General features: G+C 57.7%; 18 protein-coding genes and 6 tRNA genes. 19 read left to right on the top strand and 5 right to left on the bottom strand.

Translation table 11 applies throughout. The features are described from left to right. Positions 1-344 precede the first annotated feature (344 nt). On the top strand, positions 345-2,615 hold the full coding sequence (rlmKL, locus tag HBN79_RS21040) for a bifunctional 23S rRNA (guanine(2069)-N(7))-methyltransferase RlmK/23S rRNA (guanine(2445)-N(2))-methyltransferase RlmL (protein ID WP_095025762.1): 2,271 nt from the start codon (positions 345-347) through the stop codon (positions 2,613-2,615). Between the two features lie 190 nt (positions 2,616-2,805). Here the strand turns inward: rlmKL and dacB are convergent, their stop codons facing one another. Continuing rightward, complete coding sequence (gene dacB, locus HBN79_RS21035) at positions 2,806-4,272, bottom strand: D-alanyl-D-alanine carboxypeptidase/D-alanyl-D-alanine-endopeptidase (RefSeq protein ID WP_169917144.1); 1,467 nt, start codon at positions 4,270-4,272, stop codon at positions 2,806-2,808. Between the two features lie 233 nt (positions 4,273-4,505). Between dacB and HBN79_RS21030 the strand changes: the two genes are divergently transcribed. After that, positions 4,506-4,850, top strand: coding sequence for a YggL family protein (locus HBN79_RS21030; RefSeq protein ID WP_095003129.1), 345 nt, complete (start codon positions 4,506-4,508; stop codon positions 4,848-4,850). Between the two features lie 118 nt (positions 4,851-4,968). Here HBN79_RS21030 and HBN79_RS21025 read toward each other — a convergent pair whose 3' ends face one another. Next, positions 4,969-5,727, bottom strand: coding sequence for a hypothetical protein (locus HBN79_RS21025; protein WP_095003130.1), 759 nt, complete (start codon positions 5,725-5,727; stop codon positions 4,969-4,971). Positions 5,728-6,058: 331 nt separating this feature from the next. Between HBN79_RS21025 and HBN79_RS21020 the strand changes: the two genes are divergently transcribed. The 13 genes from HBN79_RS21020 (at position 6,059) to HBN79_RS20960 (ending at position 16,889) form a co-directional block, all read left to right on the top strand. Next, a tRNA-Glu gene (locus HBN79_RS21020) sits at positions 6,059-6,134 on the top strand. 2 nt (positions 6,135-6,136) lie between these two features. Continuing rightward, positions 6,137-6,212 (top strand) — tRNA-Gly (locus HBN79_RS21015). A 101-nt stretch (positions 6,213-6,313) separates the two neighbouring features. Beyond that, positions 6,314-6,389, top strand: a tRNA-Glu gene (locus tag HBN79_RS21010). A gap of 5 nt (positions 6,390-6,394) precedes the next feature. After that, positions 6,395-6,470 (top strand) — tRNA-Gly (locus HBN79_RS21005). A gap of 101 nt (positions 6,471-6,571) precedes the next feature. Then, positions 6,572-6,647 (top strand) — tRNA-Glu (locus HBN79_RS21000). Between the two features lie 5 nt (positions 6,648-6,652). Continuing rightward, positions 6,653-6,728 (top strand) — tRNA-Gly (locus tag HBN79_RS20995). A gap of 185 nt (positions 6,729-6,913) precedes the next feature. Next, a complete protein-coding gene (locus tag HBN79_RS20990; protein ID WP_095027219.1) occupies positions 6,914-7,855 on the top strand; it encodes a fatty acid desaturase in 942 nt (313 codons plus the stop codon). A gap of 18 nt (positions 7,856-7,873) precedes the next feature. After that, positions 7,874-8,665, top strand: coding sequence for a PhnD/SsuA/transferrin family substrate-binding protein (locus HBN79_RS20985; RefSeq protein ID WP_169917143.1), 792 nt, complete (start codon positions 7,874-7,876; stop codon positions 8,663-8,665). 130 nt (positions 8,666-8,795) lie between these two features. Next, positions 8,796-9,344 (top strand): sigma-70 family RNA polymerase sigma factor, encoded by a 549-nt coding sequence (locus HBN79_RS20980; protein WP_169917142.1) that lies wholly within the window; start codon positions 8,796-8,798, stop codon positions 9,342-9,344. After that, a complete protein-coding gene (locus HBN79_RS20975; protein ID WP_095019630.1) occupies positions 9,341-10,360 on the top strand; it encodes an ABC transporter substrate-binding protein in 1,020 nt (339 codons plus the stop codon). Before HBN79_RS20980 ends, HBN79_RS20975 begins: the two co-directional genes overlap by 4 nt. 21 nt (positions 10,361-10,381) lie before the next feature. Beyond that, positions 10,382-11,233: a proline/glycine betaine ABC transporter permease gene (locus HBN79_RS20970; protein ID WP_095003135.1), complete on the top strand. Its 852-nt coding sequence runs from the start codon at positions 10,382-10,384 to the stop codon at positions 11,231-11,233. Continuing rightward, positions 11,230-12,051, top strand: a complete 822-nt coding sequence (locus HBN79_RS20965; protein WP_095003136.1) for a glycine betaine/L-proline ABC transporter ATP-binding protein — start codon at positions 11,230-11,232, stop codon at positions 12,049-12,051. The genes HBN79_RS20970 and HBN79_RS20965 overlap by 4 nt, the downstream gene beginning before the upstream one ends. A 113-nt stretch (positions 12,052-12,164) precedes the next feature. Next, positions 12,165-16,889 carry a DUF6543 domain-containing protein gene (locus tag HBN79_RS20960; protein ID WP_169917141.1) on the top strand — a complete coding sequence of 1,575 codons (4,725 nt, stop codon included), beginning with the start codon at positions 12,165-12,167 and terminating at the stop codon, positions 16,887-16,889. 5 nt (positions 16,890-16,894) lie between these two features. On the opposite strand, the gene HBN79_RS20955 is transcribed toward HBN79_RS20960, so the two are convergent. Beyond that, positions 16,895-17,521 (bottom strand): hypothetical protein, encoded by a 627-nt coding sequence (locus tag HBN79_RS20955; protein WP_095021013.1) that lies wholly within the window; start codon positions 17,519-17,521, stop codon positions 16,895-16,897. Positions 17,522-17,609: 88 nt separating this feature from the next. On the opposite strand from HBN79_RS20955, the gene HBN79_RS20950 reads away from it, so the two are divergent. Beyond that, positions 17,610-18,551 carry a LysR family transcriptional regulator gene (locus HBN79_RS20950; protein ID WP_095003170.1) on the top strand — a complete coding sequence of 314 codons (942 nt, stop codon included), beginning with the start codon at positions 17,610-17,612 and terminating at the stop codon, positions 18,549-18,551. Between the two features lie 211 nt (positions 18,552-18,762). On the opposite strand, the gene HBN79_RS20945 is transcribed toward HBN79_RS20950, so the two are convergent. Next, the gene (locus HBN79_RS20945) at positions 18,763-19,179 is read right to left on the bottom strand and encodes a PA2817 family protein (RefSeq protein ID WP_083369822.1); all 417 of its coding nucleotides are present in this window, start codon (positions 19,177-19,179) and stop codon (positions 18,763-18,765) included. 63 nt (positions 19,180-19,242) lie between these two features. Beyond that, the gene (locus HBN79_RS20940; protein ID WP_095019634.1) at positions 19,243-21,690 is read right to left on the bottom strand and encodes an acyl-CoA dehydrogenase; all 2,448 of its coding nucleotides are present in this window, start codon (positions 21,688-21,690) and stop codon (positions 19,243-19,245) included. Positions 21,691-21,841: 151 nt separating this feature from the next. Here HBN79_RS20940 and HBN79_RS20935 point away from each other — a divergent pair, with 151 nt between their 5' ends. The 3 genes from HBN79_RS20935 to HBN79_RS20925 all read left to right on the top strand — a co-directional run bounded on the left by HBN79_RS20935 (position 21,842) and on the right by HBN79_RS20925 (position 24,310). Then, on the top strand, positions 21,842-22,468 hold the full coding sequence (locus HBN79_RS20935; protein WP_095021015.1) for a glutathione S-transferase: 627 nt from the start codon (positions 21,842-21,844) through the stop codon (positions 22,466-22,468). Positions 22,469-22,601: 133 nt separating this feature from the next. Beyond that, positions 22,602-23,534 (top strand): ABC transporter ATP-binding protein, encoded by a 933-nt coding sequence (locus tag HBN79_RS20930; protein WP_095003141.1) that lies wholly within the window; start codon positions 22,602-22,604, stop codon positions 23,532-23,534. Continuing rightward, complete coding sequence (locus HBN79_RS20925; protein ID WP_095003142.1) at positions 23,531-24,310, top strand: ABC transporter permease; 780 nt, start codon at positions 23,531-23,533, stop codon at positions 24,308-24,310. The genes HBN79_RS20930 and HBN79_RS20925 overlap by 4 nt, the downstream gene beginning before the upstream one ends. The last annotated feature ends 29 nt before the right edge of the window (positions 24,311-24,339 follow it).

The raw sequence follows: 24,339 nt of genomic DNA, 5'->3' as shown, positions 1-24,339 counted from the left end.
TAATGGTGTTAAGGCCATAAGTAAGGTCGCTTTTTGACCACCGAATACGACCAAAGCCTGATAGGCCGAGTGTTTGCAAAGAGGATGCGTTTCATTCCCCGTCGCGAATACCCGCCTCTTTTGCTGGGGGACTATTCGACGAAGGGTCTGTATATGACCTGTTGTTTCCAGATGAATGACCTGCCTCGGCGTCTAAACTGTTCATGCCTGCGGGCATGAGTGATCGCCTCGGTGGAACGGCACAGTTTCGTGCCACGCGAGCGCTCTTCAAGAAAAGCGCTTGATTGAAAACGGAGCGGGCGATGCGTCGCCTTCTCGCTGATAGCTAATAGCCCAGGAATCCCATGTCGGATCGTTACGAACTCTTCCTTACCTGTCCCAAAGGCCTTGAAGGCCTGCTTCTCGAAGAGGCCACCGGCCTTGGTCTTGAGGAAGCCCGCGAGCACACCTCGGCCATTCGAGGCATGGCTACCATGGAGACGGCCTACCGCCTGTGCCTGTGGTCGCGCCTTGCCAACCGTGTGTTGCTGGTACTCAAGCGCTTCCCGATGAAGGACGCCGAAGACCTGTACCACGGTGTGCTGGACGTTGACTGGCAAGACCATATGGTGCCGGATGGCACCCTGGCCGTTGAGTTCAGCGGTCACGGCTCGGGTATCGACAACACCCACTTTGGTGCGTTGAAGGTAAAAGACGCCATCGTCGACAAGCTGCGCACGCCAAGCGGTGAGCGTCCTTCCATCGACAAGATCAGCCCCGACATGCGCATTCACCTGCGCCTGGACCGTGGCGAAGCCATTCTGTCGCTGGATCTGTCAGGCAGCAGCCTGCACCAGCGCGGCTACCGTCTGCAGCAGGGTGCTGCTCCGCTGAAGGAAAACCTCGCGGCGGCCATCCTGATCCGTGCGGGCTGGCCACGTATGGCCGCCGAAGGTGCTGCTCTGGCTGACCCGATGTGTGGTGTAGGTACGTTCCTTGTCGAAGGCGCGATGATCGCCGCCGATATGGCGCCAAACCTCAATCGTATTCACTGGGGTTTCGATGCCTGGCTGGGTCATATACCGGCCATCTGGAAAAAACTTCACGACGAAGCCACCGAGCGTGCCGAAATCGGCATGGCCAAGCCGCCGCTGTGGATCCGTGGCTATGAAGCCGATCCACGCCTGATCCAGCCAGCGCGCAATAACATCGAGCGCGCGGGCCTGAGTCACTGGATCAAGATCTACCAGGGCGAAGTGGCGACCTTCGAGCCGCGTCCGGACCAGAACCAGAAAGGCCTGGTAATCTGCAACCCGCCGTACGGCGAGCGTCTGGGTGATGAGGCGAGCTTGCTTTATCTCTATCAGAACCTCGGCGAGCGTCTGCGCCAGGCCTGCTTGAACTGGGAGGCCGCGGTGTTTACCGGTGCTCCGGATCTGGGCAAGCGTATGGGCATCCGTAGCCACAAGCAGTATTCGTTCTGGAACGGCGCCTTGCCGTGCAAGCTGTTGTTGATCAAGGTGGTGCCGGATCAGTTCGTTACCGGCGAGCGCCGTACCCCCGAGCAGCGTCAGGCTGAGCGCGAACAGGCTGAGTCCGATCTGCCTTCCAACATCGAAGCGCCAACCAAGTACGAGAAGTTCAACAAGAACGGTAACCCGATCAAGCCGGCTCCGGTGGTGATCGAGCAGCCGCGCTTGAGCGAAGGCGGGCAGATGTTTGCCAACCGACTGCAAAAGAACCTCAAGGCGCTGGGCAAGTGGGTCAAGCGCGAAGGCATCGATTGCTACCGTGTCTACGACGCCGACATGCCGGAATATGCGATGGCGATCGATCTGTACCACGACTGGGTTCACGTCCAGGAATACGTGGCACCGAAATCCATTGATCCGGTAAAAGCCTCGGAACGCATGTTCGATGCATTGGCGGCCATCCCGCAGGCGTTGAACATCGACAAGAGCCGGGTAATCGTCAAGCGTCGCGAGCGCCAGAGCGGTACCAAGCAGTACGAGCGTCAAAGTGCCCAGGGCAAGTTCACCGAGGTCAATGAAGGCGGTGTGAAGCTGCTGGTCAACCTTACGGACTACCTGGATACCGGTCTGTTCCTGGACCATCGCCCGATGCGCATGCGTATCCAGAAAGAGGCTGCCGGCAAACGTTTCCTCAATCTGTACTGCTACACCGCAACTGCCAGCGTACACGCAGCCAAGGGCGGCGCGCGCAGCACCACCAGCGTTGACCTGTCGAAAACCTATCTGGACTGGGCGCGTCGCAACCTGTCCCTGAACGGTTTTTCGGACAAGAACCGTCTGGAGCAGAGCGATGTGATGGTGTGGCTGGATGCCTGTCGTGAAGAGTACGACCTGATCTTTATCGATCCGCCGACCTTCTCCAACTCCAAGCGCATGGAAGGCATCTTCGATGTGCAGCGCGACCACGTGCAATTGCTGGATCTGGCCATGGCCCGTCTGGCGCCGGGTGGCGTGCTGTATTTCTCCAACAACTTCCGCAAATTCATCCTCGATGAAAATCTGGAAGCGCGTTACGCGGTCGAAGAAATCACTGCCAGCACCATCGATCCGGACTTTGCCCGCAACAGCAAAATCCACCGTGCCTGGAAAATCATGGCCCGGTAATAGCGGCTGAGTACTGGCCTGCCTGCTTCTTGCAGGGGTGGGCCTGTAGTGGGAGCGAGCCTGCTCGCGATGGCATCACCGCAGTTTTGCGCCTGAGCGGGTCGCCTGCTTCGCGAGCAGGCTCGCTCCCACAATGAAAAACGCCCCTGATTGCAAAATCGGGGGCGTTTTTTATTGCCTGGCAAATGTCCTACTGGGCGATGGATACCGCGCTATTCGGGATTTGCGGCTGACGATACAGGTCGAGCAGAACCTGATCCAGAATCGCCGAAGCGCCCCACGGACGAGGGTCGTTAAGGATGGCCACCACTGCCCAGGTATTGCCGTTGCTGTCGCGACTAAAGCCGGAAATGGCCCGCACGGTGTTCAGGGTGCCGGTCTTGATATGGGCCTGGCCGTTCATGGCCGTGGTTTTCAGGCGCTTGCGCATGGTGCCGTCTTTGCCGGCAATGGGCATGGAACTGATGAACTCGGCAGCGTAGGGGCTTTTCCAGGCAGCCTGTAGCATTTGCGCCATTTCCCGCGCGCTGACGCGCTCTGCACGGGACAGGCCGGAACCGTTCTCCATGATCAAATGGGGTGCGGTAATGCCTTTTTTCGCCAGCCATTGGCGTACTACGCGCTGTGCGGCCTTGGCGTCGTCACCGTCAGCATCGTTGCGGAACTGCGCGCCCAGGCTCAGGAACAGTTGCTGGGCCATGGTGTTGTTGCTGTATTTGTTGATGTCACGAATGATTTCGGCCAGGTCGGGCGAGAACGCGCGTGCCAGCAGCTTGGCATTTTTGGGTACGCTGGCCTGGCGGTCCTGGCCTTGAATGCTGCCACCCAGCTCTTTCCAGATAGCGCGTACGGCGCCAGCAGTGTAGGTCGCGTGGTCCAGCAGGGACAGATAGGTCTGCGAGTTGCAGCCATCGGCCAGTTGCCCGCTGACGGTTACCAGTACCGAGCCGTCGGCTTGCGGTACCGGGTTGTAGCGCACGTCGCCGGTGCATTGTTTGGTGTTGACGGCCTTGACCTGGTTGTCGATCTTGATGCTGGCAATTGGTGGTTCGACCGAAATCAGAACCTTGCCCCCATCGTTGCGCGCCACGAAACGCAGGGCCTTGAGGTTGACCATCAGCGAGTCGGGCTTGACCAGGAACGGTTTGTTCTTGTCATTGCCGTCGTCGTTGAATACCGGCAGTTGCGGCTGATTGAAGAAGTTGCGATCGAGTACCAGGTCGCCGGTGATCTTTTGCACACCATTGGCGCGCAGATCGCGCATCAACAGCCAGAGTTTTTCCATGTTGAGCTTGGGGTCGCCGCCGCCCTTGAGGTACAGGTTGCCTTGCAAAATGCCATTGTTCAGCGTGCCATCAGTGTAGAACTCGGTTTTCCATTGATGGGTCGGGCCAAGCATTTCCAGGGCGGCGTAGGTGGTCACCAGTTTCATGGTGGAGGCCGGGTTCATGGATACATCGGCGTTGTAGACAGTGGGGATGCCAGGGCCGCTTAGCGGCAGCAGAACCAGGGACAGGGCGTCGTCGCCCAGTTTGTTGGTCTTGAGCGCTTGCTGAACTTTTGGTGTGAGGGTGGTATTGACAGGGGCGGCGTTGGCGCCGAAGGCCAGTGGCAGAAAAAAGCTGGCGAGAAACAGTGGCCGTAAAGATTTGATCATATTAAGTAAAACCCTGCAGGCGAGGGGGGGAAATACGAGGGCATGATGAAAAGTTCCCTCAATGGTCATAAAAGTATTGGCATTATGCCCCAAGGTTGTCGGGGTTGTGCATCCACCTGTTACAGGGTTTCGCGGATAAAGTATAGAAAACGATGAACCGTTCACACGGAACCGGGCGCCGGGCGGCCGAAGCTGCTAAAGTGCCGCCCGTTATTACTTAAGAGGATTGTTCAATGGCTACTAATCGTTCCCAGCGTCTGCGCAAAAAACTGTGCGTTGATGAATTTCAGGAGTTGGGTTTTGAGCTGAACCTGGATTTCAAAGAAGACCTGTCGGAAGAGGCTATCGATGCATTCCTGGCAGCTTTCCTGGCAGAAGCCATGGAAGCTAACGGCTTGGGTTATGTTGGCGGCGACGACTACGGTCTGGTTTGCCTGCAGAAGCGCGGTTCGGTCAGCGAAGAGCAGCGTGCTGCTGTTGAAGCCTGGCTCAAAGCGCGTCCAGAGCTGACCACCGTTGAAGTTAGCCCGCTGTTGGACGTGTGGTACCCGGAAAAGCCAATCAATCCGGTAGCCTGACGTCAAATATAAAGGCAGCCCAAGGGCTGCCTTTATATGTTTTACCCCTCTGGCCCGTCCTGGGCTTTACATCGCATTCCCTGGTTTCTCCGACAGCTGCACAGATGGCATGTGTCTGTCAGTCGTAAATCGACTTCTTCTTCCAGTCGGCATCGGCCTCGTCTGTCTTCAAACCTTCAGTCAGCTCGTTGACTTCACCCGTGGTCGGCTCAAGTGCGCTCTGCACTTGTGCGTTGGCGCGTGCCAGTTGTGCTTCGAAATCCTTGATCTGGGCGTTGTACATGGCGGGTACCGGCTGTTTGCGCAAGTACTGTACGGCACGTTCGAAAGCCAGGCGCGCCTGTGCGGGCTGATTTTTCTGCAGGGCCAGCTTGCCCAGATTGTTGAAGAACTCGATATGCAACACCACCAGCAAGTGGCGAATTTCCGTGAGCCACTGCTTGGCTTCGTTGGTCGGCAAAAAACCGTCCTTGGCCGCACGGGTGATTTGCCCGTGGAGTGTTTCAAGCAAAAAACGTACGTCCTTGGCTTTGGCTTCGGTCAGCACCGGGTTGGGCGGGTTGTTGACAGGAATTGACTCGCCCTTGGCAATCAGGCCGCCGAGCTCGGTCACTTGTGCCTTTAATGCCGCGCTGGATTTATCCAGGAGCAACAGGCGCTGTGTCGCATTGAGCTCAAGGCGGGTAAGCAGCAGTTTGAGGGCGGGAGACATCAACTGGCCGGGGAAGGTCTCGTTGACCTCGCTGCAACGACGGATGCGGTCGTTAAGCTCGACCTTGAGGCGGGCTTTCTCCAGTTTGTTGTTTTCCACTATATGGTTGATGTAGACGATGGCAATCAACAGTGCGATCCCGACGACGACAAGCAGGGCGATCATGGTGGGCGTCAACGTTAAAACCTCTTGTGGGTGTAGATGCGCTGTCTCGGTGAAGTCGCAGTGCCTGGCTAGGACGGGGGTGAGGATCGACTGGGCAGCAAACTGCCATCACTGAGGTCCGGCAATCATAACTCCTTGTAGGGTGCCGGAATATAGGCGCCAAGAGCTTGCCTCGAGACTCTGTAGGAAAACGCCTTAATAGGGGGGAAGTCATTGATTTCAATATATTTTCATATTGGGGTTGACGACCTTCCAATCCATCCCTAGAATGCGCGCCAATTGCAGCGTAAAGCGAACAGCCAAACGCATGTAACCAGTGAAGTTGTAGTGTGTCCCCTTCGTCTAGTGGCCTAGGACACCGCCCTTTCACGGCGGTAACAGGGGTTCGAGTCCCCTAGGGGACGCCATTGCGGGAATAGCTCAGTTGGTAGAGCACGACCTTGCCAAGGTCGGGGTCGCGAGTTCGAGTCTCGTTTCCCGCTCCATTTTTAAGCAGCTTTGCTTTCGGGCGAAGTTGAGTGAAAGCCAAGAGACTAACGTTTGTTAGTGATCTGGCACTGAAATGTACGTGTGCATTTCGGGCAACGTCCCCTTCGTCTAGTGGCCTAGGACACCGCCCTTTCACGGCGGTAACAGGGGTTCGAGTCCCCTAGGGGACGCCATTATTGCGGGAATAGCTCAGTTGGTAGAGCACGACCTTGCCAAGGTCGGGGTCGCGAGTTCGAGTCTCGTTTCCCGCTCCATTTTTAAGCAGCTTTGCTTTCGGGCGAAGTTGAGTGAAAGCCAAGAGACTAACGTTTGTTAGTGATCTGGCACTGAAATGTACGTGTACATTTCGGGCAACGTCCCCTTCGTCTAGTGGCCTAGGACACCGCCCTTTCACGGCGGTAACAGGGGTTCGAGTCCCCTAGGGGACGCCATTATTGCGGGAATAGCTCAGTTGGTAGAGCACGACCTTGCCAAGGTCGGGGTCGCGAGTTCGAGTCTCGTTTCCCGCTCCAAATTTTGTTTTTTGGAGCAACGCAGTTTCAAAAAACACACAGAAAGCAGCCTTCGGGCTGCTTTTTGCGTTTCCGGGGTTTGCTTTTCGACCCGTACGCAAACACCTCTAAGCTCATAACCAATCGATCTGCAAGAAAACTGCGACTGGCGCAACAAGGATTCAAACCTGTTTTGAGTTCATCAGATGTCGCATTATTTCGATAGCGCCCAACAACGGGACATCCAGGCCTTGTCCCGTACCTTCACCGGTCGAACCCAGTGGCCTACCTGGTTATTGCTGCTTGCCGTTCCCACCGCCTGGTTTGCGTTGCTGCTGGGCAGCCCGGTGCTTGGCGCTGGCTGGACGATTGTGCTGCTGATCCCGGTGGTGGTGCTGTGGATGTCGGTGCAGCACGAACTGCTGCACGGCCACCCCACAGGTTCCAGTAACCTTAACAAGGTGCTGGGCTACGCACCTTTTGCGCTGTGGTACCCCTATACCCTCTATCGGGACAGCCATTTGCAGCATCACCGCGATCATGACCTGACCTTGCCCGGCATTGACCCCGAAAGCCGCTATTTAAGCCAGGCTCACTGGCAGGGCAGTTCCAGTCTGCTGCGTGGTTTGCTCTGGCTGAACAAAACGGTGCCCGGACGCCTGCTGCTGGGCCCGCCCCTGGCATTGTTCGGCATGGCCAGGGAGGAGTTGCATCGCCTGCGCAGCGGCGAGCGGAAAGCCTGGTGCATGTGGCTGACCCACGGTTTTTTCACGATGCTGATGTTTGCCTTCATCGCGTACTGCAGCGAACTGGCTGTTTGGCAGTATGTATTTCTGGTTACCGTGCCGGTTTTGTCAGTGGGCATGGTTCGTTCCTTTTATGAGCACCGTCCCGCATCCCGGCCGGAACAGCGAACGGTACTCAATGAAGCCGGTTGGCCCTGGACCTGGCTGTTCCTGAACCTCAACTTGCATCTGGTGCACCATGATTTACCGGGTTTGCCGTGGTTTTACATGCCCAGGGTCTACCGTGCGCGACGAGAGCAGTGGCAGCAGCGCAGCGGCGGTTTTCTGGTGCAAGGCTACGGTGAACTGATTCGCCGTCACGCGGTGCAGGCGATTGATAGCCCGCAGCATCCGTTCAGTTAATTTCACAAGGTGCCTTCCATGTCTGGCCGTTATGCCGAATTGGCAATGTATGTAGCCCCCCAGCAGGTCAGCGAAGCCAATGAACGCTGGTTGACCCGTGTTCTCGAGCTTTTGCAGCATACCCGTGGCGATGCCCGGGGCCTTGGCCTGCTGGAGTTGTTCAGGGCCCCCGAGTTGTTGCTGAGCCAGACCTGCGGTTATCCGCTGTTGACCCAGTTGCGCGGTCAGGTGCAATTGGTCGGTCGCCCGCATTACGAATGGCCCGACAGCAATGGGGGGGAGCATTGCAGTGTGATTGTCAGCCGTGATGCAGATCCGCGCCGCGATCTGGGCGCTTTCGCGGGCAGCCGCGGGGTGATCAATGATCAGCACTCCAACAGCGGCATGAATCTATTGCGCCATCGCCTTGCGCCCCTGCAGCGCGGTGGGCGCTTTTTTGCCTCCGTGGCCGTCAGCGGCGCGCACCGGCAAAGCCTGCGCTGGGTGCGCGAAGGTTGGGCCGACCTTGCCGCCATCGACAGCGTGACCTATGCCTACCTGGCCCGCTATGCGCCGGCAGAAGTTGCCGGGCTGCGGATTGTGGCGCGTACGGCCTCCAGCCCGACCTTGCCTTACATCACTGCGCTCAGTGCCGGACGTGACGGCGCAGGGCAGATTCGCCAGGCAATGAATACGGCCTTGGAGCAATTACCCGAAGTAGCTCTAACCTTGGGGCTGCGGGAAGTTTTACCAGCCAGTGAAGCGGATTATCAGATGGTTCTCGATTATCGGCAGGAAGCGGCTGAGTTCGGGTATGACGTGTTGCAGTAGTGGAGCCATACTTAATAGCTGAAACGAATAAACAAATGTTTTTTTAGTATTTAAATTGCATAAAACCATTTGCTAGGATCGCCGCACCGGATCACCGGACATACCGTTCTGTTTAATTCCTGGAGCCCCTATGTCCGGCGCCGACATCGCTCACCGCGACCATGTGAGCCAGCTTTATCGCACCCACTATTTGTGGCTGCATGCACGTTTGTGCCGTTACCTCGATTCCAGCAGCTACGCTGAAGACATCGCGGCCGACACGTTTGCCCATCTTTTAAGCGCACCTCAGGGGCAGGTCATCCGCGAGCCGCGTGCGTTGTTGACGACTATCGCCCGGCGTCTGATCTTTCAACTGTGGCGTCGCCGGGATGTGGAACGGGCCTATCTGATGAGCGTGCAACAGCAAGAACCCCTTCATTTCCCCTCGCCAGAGACCCTGGCCCAGGCAATTCAAGCCTTGCAGATGATTGATGCCCGGCTCGATGGTTTGCCCGACAAGGTAAGGGAAACCTTCGTTCTATCACGGGTCAATGGCCTGACGTATCCCGAAATCGCACAACAGCTGGGCATATCCCGGCGCAGCGTGAGTGACTACATGGTTCGCGCCCTCAAGCGTTGCGCCATGCACGCCACCGCGCAACCCACCTACCGCCCCTCCATAACAAGAGAATCCGCATGAATAACTTGAAAAAATGGCTCGGTGGTCCGCTGCTGGCCTGTGCATTGATCACCCAACCGGTGCTGGCCGAGCAGAAGGCACCGGTTCACTTTGGTGATATCACCTGGGAAAGCGGCAGCCTGATTACCGAAGTGCTGCGCCTGATTACAGAGAAAGGCTACGACGTGGCGACGGACACATTGCCCGGCAGCACAGTCAGTCTGGAAGCAGCACTGGCCAAAAACGATATTCAAGTGATTGGTGAAGAGTGGGCAGGGCGCAGCCCGGTGTGGATCAAGGCCGAAGCCGAGGGCAAGGTGCTGGGGCTGGGCGATATCGTCAAGAACGCCAGCGAGGGCTGGTGGGTGCCGGAGTATGTGATCAAGGGCGACCCTGAAAAAGGCATCAAGGCACTGGCCCCGGACTTGAAGTCGGTCAACGATCTGGCACGCTACAAAGATGTTTTCCGCGATCAGGAAGACCCTTCTCGCGGTCGCTTTCTAAATAGCCCTACCGGCTGGACCTCTGAAATCGTCAACAGCCAAAAGCTCAAGGCCTACGGGCTGGACAAGGACTTCGTGAACTTTCGTACAGGCTCCGGCGCGGCGCTGGATGCCGAGGTCAGCTCATCGATCAAGCGTGGCAAACCGGTGTTGTTTTACTACTGGTCTCCAACCCCGCTGATTGGCCGCTACAAACTGATAAAACTCGAAGAGCCTGCCTTCGATGCCGAAGCCTGGAAAACCCTGGCCGACGCCAACAATCCCAACCCCAAGGGCACCCGCTCCTTGCCGGCGAAACTGGCGATCGGCGTGTCGACCCCGTTCAGCAAGCAATACCCGCAACTGGTCGAGTTCTACCAGAAGGTCGATTTCCCGATCGATCTGCTGAACACAACCCTGGCGCAAATGAGCGAAAAACGCACCGAACCGAGTAAGGCGGCGCAGGCCTTTTTGCGCGAGCAACCGCAGATCTGGCATGCCTGGGTTACTCCTGAAGCGGCGGCCAAGGTCGATGCGGCGCTTAAAGCGAATTAATTCCTTGAACAAGAGCACCGCATGTTTCCTGAAAATCTGACGTTTTCCATCGCAGGATGGGTCAATGATGGCGTTGATGCGCTGGTGAGCAACTACGGCGATGTGTTTCGGCACATCTCCGACACGCTGCTGTGGGCCATCATCCACCTCGAAAACCTGCTGCGCCTGACCCCGTGGTGGCTGATGCTGATCATCGTCGGCGCCATTGCCTGGCATGCCACGCGCAAAATTTTCAGCACCTTGCTGATTGTCGGCCTGTTGTTCCTGGTAGGTGCTGTTGGCCTGTGGGACAAGCTGATGCAGACCCTGGCGCTGATGCTGGTGGCCACGGTGATTGCTGTGCTGCTGGGCATCCCGCTGGGGATTCTGGCCGCCCGCAGCAACCGTCTGCGTTCGGTGCTGATGCCGCTGCTGGATATCATGCAAACCATGCCCAGCTTCGTGTACCTGATCCCGGTGCTGATGCTGTTTGGCCTGGGCAAGGTGCCAGCGATTTTTGCCACTGTGATTTATGCCGTACCACCGCTGATCCGTCTGACCGATCTGGGCCTGCGCCAGGTCGACCGCGAGGTGATGGAGGCGATCAATGCCTTTGGTGCCACGCCGATGCAACAGTTGTTCGGTGTGCAATTGCCGCTGGCCATGCCCAGCATCATGGCCGGTATCAACCAGACCACCATGATGGCCCTGTCGATGGTGGTGATTGCCTCGATGATCGGTGCACGCGGTCTTGGCGAAGACGTGCTGGTAGGCATTCAGACCCTCAACGTCGGTAAAGGGCTGGAAGCCGGGCTGGCTATCGTGATTCTGGCGGTGGTCATCGACCGCATTACCCAGGCTTATGGCCGACCTCGGCATGGGGATCAGAAATGACCGTCAACAAAATTGAAGTACGCAACGTTTACAAGGTGTTCGGCAATCGCGAAAAGGCCGTGCTGGCGATGATCCGCGCGGGCAAGAGTAAAGACCAAGTGCTGGCCGAAACAGGCTGCGTGGTGGGCATCAATGACATTTCGCTATCGATCAGGGCGGGAGAGGTTTTTGTCATCATGGGCTTGTCCGGGTCAGGCAAGTCCACGCTGGTGCGTCATCTCAATCGGCTGATCGACCCCAGCAGTGGTCAGATCCTGGTCGACGGAGAAGACATCCTGGATTACGACATGCCTGCCTTGCGCCATTTTCGGCGACACAAGATCAGCATGGTGTTTCAGAATTTTGGCCTGCTGCCTCACCGCAACGTACTGGATAACGTCGCCTATGGCCTGAAAGTCCGGGGCGAGAGCGTCGCGCAATGCCAGCAGCGGGCCCTCCACTGGATTTCCGTGGTCGGCCTGCAAGGTTACGAGCAGGTGTTCATTCATCAGCTGTCGGGCGGCATGCGTCAGCGCGTCGGCCTGGCACGGGCATTGGCCACCGACACCGACATCATCCTGATGGACGAAGCTTTCAGTGCCCTGGATCCTTTGATCCGTGCAGAGATGCAAGATCAGTTGCTGGAATTGCAGCGCACTTTGCAAAAAACCATCGTGTTTATCACCCATGACCTGGACGAAGCGTTGCGCATTGGCAATCGTATTGCCGTACTCAAGGACGGGCAGTTGATCCAGGTCGGCAGCCCGCAAGAGATTCTGCAGGCTCCGGCAGATGACTACGTCGGTCGTTTCGTCCAGCGCCGGCGCACCAGTGCCTGATCCTGTACATATCCAGATACCGCCTGTAATGCGGATTCATTGCGTTTAATCAGCCGATCCGGTTCTGCCTCTCGCGGGCGTAACCCTCGTCTAATTCAACGCGATGAACTGTCATGAAAACACTTTCGACCACCCCTGATGCCATGATCCGCTACTCGGCCCTGAGTAGCTTTGCGGGTCACAGTTTTGCCCTGCGCCCGACGTTTCAAGGTGTCGTTGCCAGCTGGTTCAAGCAAGCGCTACAGGATAAATACCCGGCGCTGAACGTGGATTTTACGCAGCTCGCTATCGCTGAGCCATTGAGCCATGAGAACTCACCGGGCATGCCCAGGCGCTATCGTTTCATGGCCGTTGCGGATGTGATGATTCAGTGCTTTATCGACTCAACGCCGGTGGTGCTTATCCAGGGGGTTCACCGCCTGAGCGTCGATAAAAACGAACTGTCTGCGCATCCATTGGCGGTGAACATGGCGGAGCTGCAAAGCATCATCAACGACCATTCGGGGTTATTGATTGCGGCCTATCAACAGGCGCTGGCCGAATTCTGGAGTGACAGGCAAAACGGCTCATTGGCCCCGCTTCAATGGTTGAGCGAAGTGTTACGGATGGCCCTGGGGGGTGCCGCCCTGATGCAAAACCGCGTGCCTGCCTTGCCTGCCGATCAGGCAGTCGTGCTGGCGGTGGTTGCATCCTTCCCTGACAGGGACAATCGGGCCAGAGGAACCCTCGAAACCCCGGTGCACGCCTATCTGGTCAATATCGACGGTACAGAGAACAACGTTCGGCGGCGCTTTCAACTGCCGGGTGTGGTGCTGATCACCCGGCAAATGCCCGATCACCTGATTGTGCTCGGTTATTCACTGGAGCACGGGGTTGAGTCCTTCAGCTCGGTACAGGCGTTCGCTACCTGCATGCTGACTCGTGTGTTGCAGGTTGCCCCCGTTCGGTTGTTGAGCTGGAGTCTGCATGAGCCCGAGGGGGACTTTATCACCGGCCTGGCCCGCACCTTGCTCGACCAGCAGTTGCGCAACATGGTGCGTGTGGGGCAAGCCGCTCAGGCAGGCAAATGGAGCGTCGGGCGACTGGAGCAGGTGCTGGACGAAGCGGCTGCGATGTTCCCGTTTTTCAGCGAGCAGGAACGCCCGCACCTGGAGAATGTGATCTCCGTATTGCCCGAGTGGCTCAAGCAGGCCAGCTCCGTGGATCAACTGGACTACAGCAGGTTGATGAGCGCAGAAGTGATCTGGCAGCGCCAGACCCGGGGCCGCACCTTTCTGGACGGTATTGATGCATTGCCGGTGTACGCCGAGAAAATGATCAGGCAACGCATCGAGCGCGATCATCCGCGGTCAGGCCTCGATATCTCGCACATTGAGATACATGACGTGGGGGTCGAAAACTTGCAGCTGCCTGTTTTCAGCGACGATGTGCTGTCTTTTGTCGAGTTTGTCCTTGGCTACAGAGGCGGCTGGCCAGTCGGCCTGATCGCGGTCAAGGATCGCACAGGCGCCCCAGTACCTGACTGGTTGACCAGTGGCTACGTGAAAAGCCTTGTGGATGAGCTGGATGTGGGAGTGGGCTATATCGCGCTACTCAAGGGTTACCTGGTGGACGACGACAAGCAAGTCATGCAGCGCGAGGCGTTATATGCGGCCCAACTGAGAATTCAATTGCCGCTGTTGGCCCTGGAGAAAAAAATCAGGGGGCAAGCCGGTTTTACCCCGCAGGGCTTGCATGTGGTCACCCAGGTCATGCGCCACGACGCGCAACGGTCGGTCAGCCATGACTATGTGTGCGTGCGGCCCCTGGGCTTTTACGCCTATGAAGGGGCCAGAGTTGATACGGCGGCGAACATGTTTGTCTTCGGCTCGCTGAATATCCAGACAGGGCCCTTTATCCTGTACCGGCCTTTTGCCCCTGAACCCTTGTTGGAGTATGCCAGCTGGCCCGCATTGTTTGACGCCATCAAGCATCCGGGTGAGTTGCAAGAAAGCATATTGACCTGGCTCGACGATGACGCCCGTGGTTATTACGCCGACGGCGGTTTTGCGCGACCGCATCTGGAGAATGTACTGCTGGAGGGTTTTTTGGCCCTGTTGCCACGTCGCCCGGCGACCTTGAGTACGCGTAGCCTGGTGGGCAACTACTACGGGGCGATGTTTGACGCCAACGTCAGTGCGTTGATGAGCATGGCGGACAACCAGACGGTGTCGACCTCTGAGCGTCGCTGGATGCTGCTCAAGCACTATGGCTGGAGCCTGTTTAACGGGTTGACGTTTTTCCTCAGTGGGCCCTTGCAGAAAGCCGCCTGGCTTTTTCAGACCCTGTTGAGCCTTGATAGCGGTTTGCAGGCGCGAATTGATGGCGATAAAGAGGCGGGGCAACAAACGGTTATCGATCTTTTATTCAATATCAGCCTGGCACTTCTGCACGAAGGTCTGAGATTCAAGGCAAAAGCCAATGCCCGGTTACGCTTGAGTGCCCCTGTCGATGAACCGTTGTTTACGATCTATAAACCTGAGGCCCTCCCGGCGGTTGAGCCAGTGTCCGCTAGCGTTATCGCGCAAAAGAAACAGCCCGATATTGAACCCCGTGCTGCCAGCCAGTATTCGTCCCTGGACTTCTCATGGTTCAGTGCTCAGCCCCGTTTGACAGAGCTGCAGCAGGCAAGCCTGGACACTTTTGTGCTGGATCTGGACTTGAGCCAGGGCACGCGCATCGAAGTAGGCCCCTTAAAAGGTGTTATCAACCATGAGGGCAAGTCATATGTGCAGATCGGTGCCAAAACCTATCGCGTTGGCCGTGACGCGGATGGGCTGGTGATCCAGGACGACAGGCAGCCTGAAAGATTTGGCCCGCGCCTGAGAAGGGATGAGGCCGGGCAGTGGCAACTCGATCTGCGTTTGGGATTGCGCGGCGGCGGTCCCAAAAAAACCATTCAGGCATTGCGCGAGAAAAAGACCCAGAAAGTGGCCGCGTTGCAGCAAGAGGCCGAACGCCTGGACGAAGAGCTTCTGAGGCGCGACCGAGTGCTGAAACTGACTGAAGAGTTGCTGACTAAATTTCCCGATCGGCGAGCGACGTTTGTTGATCGCTACGAAGCTGAGCTGGAAGCGTGGCGCGCGGGTGTGCTGGACATGATCAACGTCAAAACCAGGTCGAACCAAATTATCCCCCTGGAGGGCTTTGAGGCCAGAACACAGGAGACTTGGGTACAGCTGACCTTGAGGCTGTTCAAATTACAGAACTACCTGGAAGAAGCGCTCCGTGAACTGCCGGTATCCAACTCCAGGGTCTCTTATACCGCTTCGCTGCTGGAGGTTCTGGCAGAGATAAACAATGGCTCGAGTGCTCCCTATGAGCGCTGGATTACCAACTTGAAACAGGCCGAACGGCTAGAGGCGCGGTTATATAAAAACTCGCTGCGCGAGTGCGACGCCCTTGATGAGGTCAGAACCAGGCCGTTGCCCAGATACAGCGCACTGGAAGAGATAATCAATCAACCCAATCGGGATTATTTCGACCGCCACTGGTCCGCCGCCTACCTGGAAACCCTGTGCGAACTGGTGATCCGCCGTGATGCGGTCAACCTCATACCTGAAGAGCAATATGCATTTGATCTGTTCGGGCAAGGAACATTGATTGATACCGCCTGGTCGCAATTAAGCTTGCGCCGTGAAGAGACGAAGTATCCCGGAGAGCATCTCGATTTCTTCGATAAGACCATCGAAAAATACGACGCAGCGGAAGGCGTTTGCCAGAACCTTGTCAGTCTTGGCTCCGAGCATTTCCGTAATGAATATCTGCCCGACATTATTGAGGTTCTAAGCAGCCTGAGAACGTTTGCAGAAGCCCAGATGCAGAATGTTATCCGTGAGTCCGAAAGCTCCTCTTCTGAAGCAGAAGAGCCCCGGCCAGGCCCCAGTCGCCTGATCAATGAGCCAGGAGCCGGGGCAGGATCGTCCCGCGGGACTCAGCAAGTAATCAAGACCACAAAAAACCTGACGCTGGTAGGGCAGCGTCGTCCTCCGTCCTCGGAGTCTGAAGATGAAATCGTCGATGTGACTGAGGGCATCGATCAAATGAATATCCGCTCCTATCGCAAAACAGAGGCGGGAGAATGGGAAGAAATCGGTAGCAGCAGACCACCCACTCTTCAGGCTTCACAAGCCAAGTCGTTATCCCGACTCCAGGCTGACGCCCGCACGTTGCTGGAGCGGATTTCGGGAGTCATTGCACAGAACAGGGCAAGCGCTGCAACATCCAGAATACCGATCGAAATAGAAGAAATTCTGAGCTTCAAAGCCAGCTCACTCGACGAGGTGGCGCAGAAGATGGAGCGGATTGTGCTCACATCCAGCCCTGAGGTTGAGCCCCTGACTCAAGAGCGCAGAGCTGGCGCTTTGGCATTAATTACCGACCTGAAGGCGGCGGCCGGCAGGTTGCGCGCCGAGGGCCGAAGCCTGCGCATCAGCATTATCAAGCGGCTGCCGCCAACGGGTGCCAACGTCGAGTATTTAAAGGCCCAGGGCGAGGTAAACATTACCCGCGTGGGGAGGCGGCGGTTTTTGTCCAAAGGCCAGCGCAAGGATTATCTTGAGGAATACGCCATTAGCACTTTGGATGGTAATGAGTTGTGGTTTGCACATTTTCATTACAAGGCAATGGACACACTCGCCGCCGACTTTGACGTGGCCCACTTGAAAACGGCCCAACAGCGCACCCTGAGTGAACAGGCGTTGTACGCCCGGGCACAGAGTTCCCATGACTATATCGCGGTGTATCGCGCCAAACTGGATCGGGCCATGGCGCAGCGGCTTTTTTTATCCCTTCCTTGATTGCGTCAGGCCAGAGCGTAGCGTACTGAGAGCACGCCCTTTTTCTGACTTACGGACAACACGTTGACGGTGCCCAGTTCAGCCAGGGATTGCACATGGGTGCCGCCACATGGATAGCCCGGCAGCTCGCCAAAACGGATGGCGCGCTGCTCCGAGTCCAGGCAGGTATGCCTTTGCAGGTCGGCAGCGATCCATTGTGCCAGGGTGTGCTGTACGGCCTCGGCCTCAAGGGGTTGCGGATTGTCGCCGGCTACAAAGCTTACCCGGCATTCGCCTGGCCAGTGATGGGCTTTGGTGGGTACCCAGCCCAGTTGCTCGCCGCATACACCAATCAAATGCCCGGCCGAATGCAGGCGGGCATGCAACCGACGGCGGGTTTCGTCGACCTGAGCCTGTGCCCGGCCTGTCGGTACGGGCACGCTGACGTGGTGCACGATAGCATCCTGTCCCTGTACAACCTTGATGACCTGGCTGTCGCCGATCCAGCCCGTGTCGCTGGGTTGCCCGCCGCCCTGGGGATGAAAGGGGGTGGCGCAGAGGATGACGGCAAACCCGTCTTCTTGGGGCGCGCAGTGGATGACTTCGACCTCGCAGCTCACGGCGTCGTCATTGAAAAACAGGCGTTGGGTCATGGAGGTGTTCCTGAGCGGGTTTCGTTTTTAGTATAGGGGGGAGCCAGGAGTGTGATAATCCATCAAATTTTCAATGGACCTGTGCGCTGTGAGCATAAATCTCCCGTTGTCATTACTGGCTGAAATGGTCGTGTTTGTGAAAGTGGTCGAGGCAGGCAGCTTCTCTGAAGCCGCTCGTCAGCTTGGCACATCGCCTTCGGCGGTCAGTCGCAGTGTTGCCCGACTGGAAAAAGCCCTGGCCATTCGCTTACTGCAACGCACAACCCGCAAGCTCGGCCTGACCGATGCAGGTGAAGAGGTTTTCAAACGTTGCGATGAAATGGCCTGTTCGGCTCAGGCGGTGATGGACCTGAGCGGGCGTTTTACCCGGGAGGCCGAGGGGCTCATTCGCCTGAGCGTGCCCAAGGCCGTGGGGCGGTATGTGATACATCCCCATATGCCCGAGTTTCTGCGCCGTTACCCCAAGGTTGATGTGCAATTGATCCTCGAGGATCGTTATGTCGATTTGATCGATGACAACATTGACTTGAGCATTCGCATTACCGACCAGCCGCCACCGGGGCTGGTGGGGCGCCAACTGTTCCCGATCGAGCATTTACTCTGCGCCACACCGCAGTATCTGGCCGGGCACGGGGTACCGCAGCAGCCTGAGGACTTGCGTGACCATAGTTGCATTTACCTGGGGGAAACCCCGGCTGATGCGCGCTGGAAATTCAGGCAGGGTGGCAGGTCGGTAACGGTGGGGGTGCGCGGACGTTATGCGGCCAATCATACGGGCGTGCGCCTGGATGCGGTGTTGCAGCATATCGGGATCGGCAGCTTGCCGTACTTTACGGCACGCCAGGCGCTGGAGGAGGGGGTGGTGGTGCAGGTGCTGCCCGAGTGGAATTTTATTGCTTCCTACCACGGCGGCGTGTGGTTGCTACAAACGCCCACCCGGTATTTGCCGCCCAAGCTGCGAGTGTTTATCGACTTTCTGGTGGAGCGGATGGCGCAGGAACCGACGCTGGAGATGTGGCGTAATCTGTAGATACTCTGTTGCAGGTCAAGCCCTATTGTGGGAGCGAGCCTGCTCGCGAACGACCTTCGCGAGCAGGCTCGCTCCCACAGTTGCAGTGTTCCTGTAGCAGCTGCCGAGGGCTGCGCCGCCGAACGCAGCCGTTGGAACGGCTACAGAGCTTTTGCTTCTTTAAAAAAAGCCCGCCAGGCAAAACCGGGCGGGCTTTTGGGTCGGACTGCGATCAGTGCTGCGGGCTGTCTTGTGTCGTGGGCAGCGCCATCAGTTGTTTTTCCTGATTCCAGTCAAACGGCTCATCGTTCAGTTCGGCTTCGTGGCGGCGCTCTTCCAGGGCCTGATACATGTCCAGCTCTTCATCCGACAGGAAGTTGAAGCAGGCGCCGCCGAAGTACCACAGCAGGTCGCGCGGGACCAGGTGGGCGATCTGCGGATAGCGCTCGATTACCTGGCACATGATGTCCTGGCCCAGGTACTGGCTGTTGATCGGGTCAACCGGCAACGAGCTGCGCATGTCGTCAAAACGCTCCAGGAACAGCGCGTGGCTTTCCTCGGGGATCTGCTCAGCGTCACCGACAGCAACCAGGATGCTGCGCAGAATGTCGAGCAGGACAAGGTTGTGGTTCAGATCGTTGGTGGCCATTGCGGGTGTCCTCTAGGGTAAAACGGGCGCGAGAGTATAAAGCTCATCGCGCTCGCTGTCCTGTTATCGAATCTTTCCTTCTGTGTGGCTGAGTTCTTCCTTGCTGAAGTCATCCACGTCGATGACCTTGCGTCGTGCGGTTTCGGCGGTGCGCAAGGTTTCAGCTTCGGCCGGTTGCAGTACCCCGGCTTGCAGCGCGGCATCGATGGACGGTTCTCCTGCAGCGGGTTTTACCTGGCCACTTTTCAGCGCTTCGTGGAGTTTTTTGTGCAGGGGGCGCGCTTCGCTCAGCAGGTTGCTGGCATGTTGCAGGGCGCCCACAGCGTCATCCGGCGATTGCGGGCGGTAGCAGCCAGCGAGCACTGCTTCAAGTGCCGGATCCCCTTTGGCGCGGCCCAATACTGCAGCGACCTCGGCATCCAGTGCGTCCGACGGACCGGTATGCCGGCGCCCAAACGGAAATACCACGCCGCGCAACAGAAAGCCCAGCGTTCGGCTCGGGAAGTTTTTCAACAGTTCATCCAGTGCGCGCTCAGCGTGGCCCAGGCTTTCTTCCATAGCCCATTTGAACAGCGGATCAAGGTATTGCGGCGAGTCGAGGTCGTGATAACGCTTGAGGGCGGCCGACGCCAGATACAAATGGCTCAGCACATCGCCCAGGCGCGCAGACAAGCGTTCGCGGCGTTTGAGCTCACCGCCCAGCAGCATCATGCTCAGGTCCGCGAGCAGGGCGAACGCCGCCGCCTGACGGTTGAGCGCGCGGAAGTAACCCTGGCTCAACGGGTTGCCGGGCGCAGCTTCGAAACGGCCAATGCCCAGGTTCAACACCAGCGTGCTGGAAGCGTTGCTGATGGCAAAACCAATGTGTTTGAGCAGCAGGGCGTCAAACTCCAGCATGGCTTGATCTTTATCTTCCCGCCCGGCCAAGGCCATTTCCTTCAGCACAAAGGGATGGCAACGGATGGCGCCCTGACCAAAGATCATCAGGTTGCGCGAGAGGATATTGGCGCCCTCTACAGTGATGAAGATCGGAGCCCCTTGCCAGTTACGCCCCAGGTAGTTGTTGGGGCCCATGATGATGCCTTTGCCGCCGTGCACGTCCATCGCATGGCTGATGCACTCGCGGCCGCGTTCGGTAAGGTGGTACTTGAGAATGGCCGAAAGAACCGAGGGTTTTTCCCCCAGATCCACCGCGTTGGCGGTCAGCATGCGGGCGCTGTCCATCAGCCAGGCATTGCCGCCGATACGCGCCAGCGCCTCCTGAATGCCCTCGAAGGCGGCCAGTGGCACATTGAACTGTTCGCGTACCTGAGCATATTGGCCGGTCACCAGACTGGTGAACTTGGCCGCGCCGGTGCCCACTGCCGGCAACGAAATCGAGCGTCCCACCGACAGGCAATTCATCAGCATCATCCAGCCTTTGCCGAGCATTTCCTGGCCGCCGATCAGGTAGTCGAGCGGGATAAACACATCTTTGCCCGAGTTCGGGCCGTTCATGAAGGCTGCGCCCAGGGGGAGATGGCGACGGCCGATCTCGACGCCGGGGGTGTCGGTAGGGATCAATGCCAGGCTGATGCCCAGGTCCTCTTTGTCGCCCAGCAGATGGTCCGGGTCATGGGCCTTGAACGCCAGGCCCAGCAGCGTGGCGACGGGGCCGAGAGTGATATAGCGTTTCTCCCAGTTCAGGCGCAGGCCGATAACTTCCTCACCTTGCCATTGGCCTTTGCAAATGATCCCGGTGTCGGGCATTGCCCCGGCATCTGAGCCTGCCAGTGGCCCGGTCAGGGCAAAGCAGGGGATGTCATCACCACGGGCCAGGCGTGGCAGATAGTGGTCGCGTTGTTCATCGGTACCGTAATGCAGCAGCAGTTCAGCGGGGCCCAGGGAATTGGGCACCATTACGGTGGAAGCCAGATCGCCACTGCGGGTGGCCAGTTTCATGGCGACCTGGGAATGGGCGTAGGCCGAGAACCCTTTACCGCCGTAGGCTTTGGGGATGATCAGGGCGAAGAAGCCATGCTCCTTGATGTGCGCCCAGGCCTGCGGTGGCAAGTCCATGGCCTGGCCGATTTCCCAGTCGCTGACCATTGCGCACAACTCTTCGGTAGGTCCGTCAATAAATGCCTGTTCTTCTTCGGTCAGCCGGGCCTTGGGGTAGGCCAGCAGCTGGTTCCAGTCGGGGCGGCCGCTAAACAACTGGCCGTCCCACCACACGGTGCCGGCATCGATGGCATCGCGTTCGGTTTGCGACATCGGCGGCAGGGTCTTCTGGAACCAGTTGAACAGGGGGGCGGTAAAGATTTTGCGACGAAGTTCGGGCAACAGCAGCAGGGCCGTGGGCGCGGCCAGCAGCAGCCAGAGGATTGCCAGCAACCCGCCAGGTACATGGCCGATAACCCCCATGGCCAGTAAATACACCGCGACCACGGCAATGATCGTCAGGGGGGCGATGCGGCGATGGGCCATATAGGCGATGCCAACAATCAGAACCAGTATCCACAACAACAGCATATTCAATCCTCCATGAAATCAGGGGCGTGCACCCTTGTGAGCTTAGTCGCAACTTTCGATCAGGGTTGTAGGGATAGTGACCTCGCGCTGGAGACGGAGTTCGTCATCCCGGCGTAGACTCCTTCGGCGTCTATCAATCAGGAGCCAGATCATGCTGAAAGTGTGGGGTCGCAAGAATTCGTCAAACGTGCGCAAGGCGTTGTGGTGTGTTGAAGAGCTGGCGTTGCCGTATAGCCGGGTAGAGGCGGGCGGCGCCTTTGGGGTGGTCAACAGCCCTGAGTACCGGGCGTTGAACCCTAATGGCCAGGTGCCTGTGATTGAAGAGGACGACGGCTTCGTGCTGTGGGAGTCAAACACCATCGTGCGCTACCTCACTGCCAGATATGGCTCGGATACGTCATGGTACCCAACCGATGCACGTGTGCGGGCGCAGGCAGACAAGTGGATGGACTGGACCAGCACTTCCTTTGCCGGGGTGTTTCGCACGGTGTTCTGGGGTGTCTTGCGCACGCCGGCCGAGCAGCAGGACTGGGTGGCAATCAACGCCGCAATCAAGGCCAGCGGCGAATTGCTTGCCGTGGCCGATCGGGCCCTGGCTGAAAAACCCTACTTGTCCGGTGATGAAATCGGCATGGGTGATATCCCGCTGGGTAGCTTCATTTACGCCTGGTTTGAAATGCCCATCGAACGCCCGCCCCTACCGCACCTGAGTGCATGGTATGAGCGCTTGAAGCAGCGTCCGGCCTATCGAAATGCCGTCATGACCGCGTTGACTTAATAGCCACTATTAATACGGGCGACTGTACTTGTGCGGCGAGGCCAAGCACCATAGGGTCTTGTCGGACTTGTCCTACAGGCTGTTCGCCCTTATTTACAATTCCCCTTTCCCCCATCTTGGTGCGTAATCCGATATGAGTTCCGCTCTGTCCATACGGCAGCTAACCAAAACCTACGGCAACGGTTTCCAGGCCCTGAGTGGTATCGATCTGGATGTCGCCGAAGGTGACTTTTTTGCCTTGCTGGGCCCTAACGGTGCCGGCAAATCCACCACCATCGGCATTCTCTCGACCCTGGTCAACAAGACCGGCGGCACGGTGAATATCTTTGGCCATGATCTTGATCGCAATCCCGCAGCCCTCAAGCGTTCGATTGGTGTGGTTCCGCAGGAATTCAACTTCAACCAGTTTGAAAAGACCTTCGATATCGTCGTGACCCAGGCGGGGTACTACGGTATTCCGGCGAAAATCGCCAAGGAACGAGCCGAAAAATACCTGACGCAGTTAGGGCTCTGGGACAAGCGCGACACGCCATCGCGTTCGTTGTCCGGTGGCATGAAGCGCCGCCTGATGATTGCCCGGGCTTTGGTGCATGAGCCGCGTCTGTTGATCCTCGATGAGCCTACCGCCGGTGTCGACATTGAGCTGCGCCGCTCGATGTGGTCCTTCCTCACCGGGCTGAACGAGCAGGGCACCACCATCATCCTCACCACCCACTATCTGGAAGAGGCTGAGCAGCTGTGCCGCAATATCGGGATCATCGATCACGGCACCATTGTCGAAAACACCAGCATGCGCCAACTGCTTGGACAGTTGCATGTCGAGACCTTTTTGCTCGACTTGAAGCAACCGCTGCAGGCTGCCCCTCAGTTGATCGGCTACCCGAGCCAGTTGCTCGATGCCGCGACCCTGGAGGTCCAGGTCGACAAGGTGGTGGGCATTACCGGTCTGTTCACTCAATTGGCCGCGCAAAATATTGAAGTAGTGAGCTTGCGCAACAAAACCAATCGCCTTGAGGAGTTGTTTGTGTCGTTGGTCGAGAAAAACCTGGCAAAGGTGGCGGTATGAGCTCGGAGCTGCGTCCCAACCTGATTGCGTTGAACACCATTATTTACCGTGAGGTCCGCCGCTTTATGCGGATCTGGCCGCAAACCCTGCTGCCACCTGCGATCACCATGGTTTTGTACTTTGTGATCTTCGGTAACCTGATTGGTCGGCAAATCGGCGATATGGGTGGCTTCACCTATATGGAGTACATTGTGCCGGGTCTGATCATGATGTCGGTGATCACCAACTCCTACGGTAACGTGGTGTCGAGCTTCTTTGGCGCCAAGTTCCAGCGTTCGATTGAAGAGCTGATGGTCTCGCCGGTGTCGCCCCACACGATCCTGATCGGTTTTACCGTGGGCGGGATCTTGCGTGGCCTGATCGTGGGCCTGATCGTGACCCTGCTGTCGCTGTTCTTTACCCATCTGCAGGTGCATCACCTGGGCCTGACCATTGTGGTGGTGGTGCTGACCGCTACGATTTTCTCGTTGCTGGGGTTTATCAACGCCGTTTTTGCACGCAATTTCGACGATATTTCGATTATTCCGACCTTCGTACTGACGCCGCTGACGTATCTGGGCGGGGTTTTCTACTCCATCACCCTGCTGCCGCCGTTCTGGCAGAGCGTGTCGCTGGCCAACCCGGTGCTGCATATGGTCAACGCCTTTCGCTACGGCATCCTGGGCGTTTCGGACATCAAGATCAGTGTCGCGCTGACCTTTATGGTGGTGGCGACCATCGTGCTCTACTTCGGCTGCGCCAGGCTGCTGGTCAGCGGGCGCGGGATGCGTCAGTAGTTGTTGTGACATGCGGATAAAAAAGGCCC

This window comes from Pseudomonas sp. WS 5051 (assembly GCF_012985715.1).
Classification (GTDB): domain Bacteria; phylum Pseudomonadota; class Gammaproteobacteria; order Pseudomonadales; family Pseudomonadaceae; genus Aquipseudomonas; species Aquipseudomonas bubulae.
Note: the sequence above shows the minus strand (reverse complement) of the source record. Positions and strands in the feature narration are given on the sequence as shown.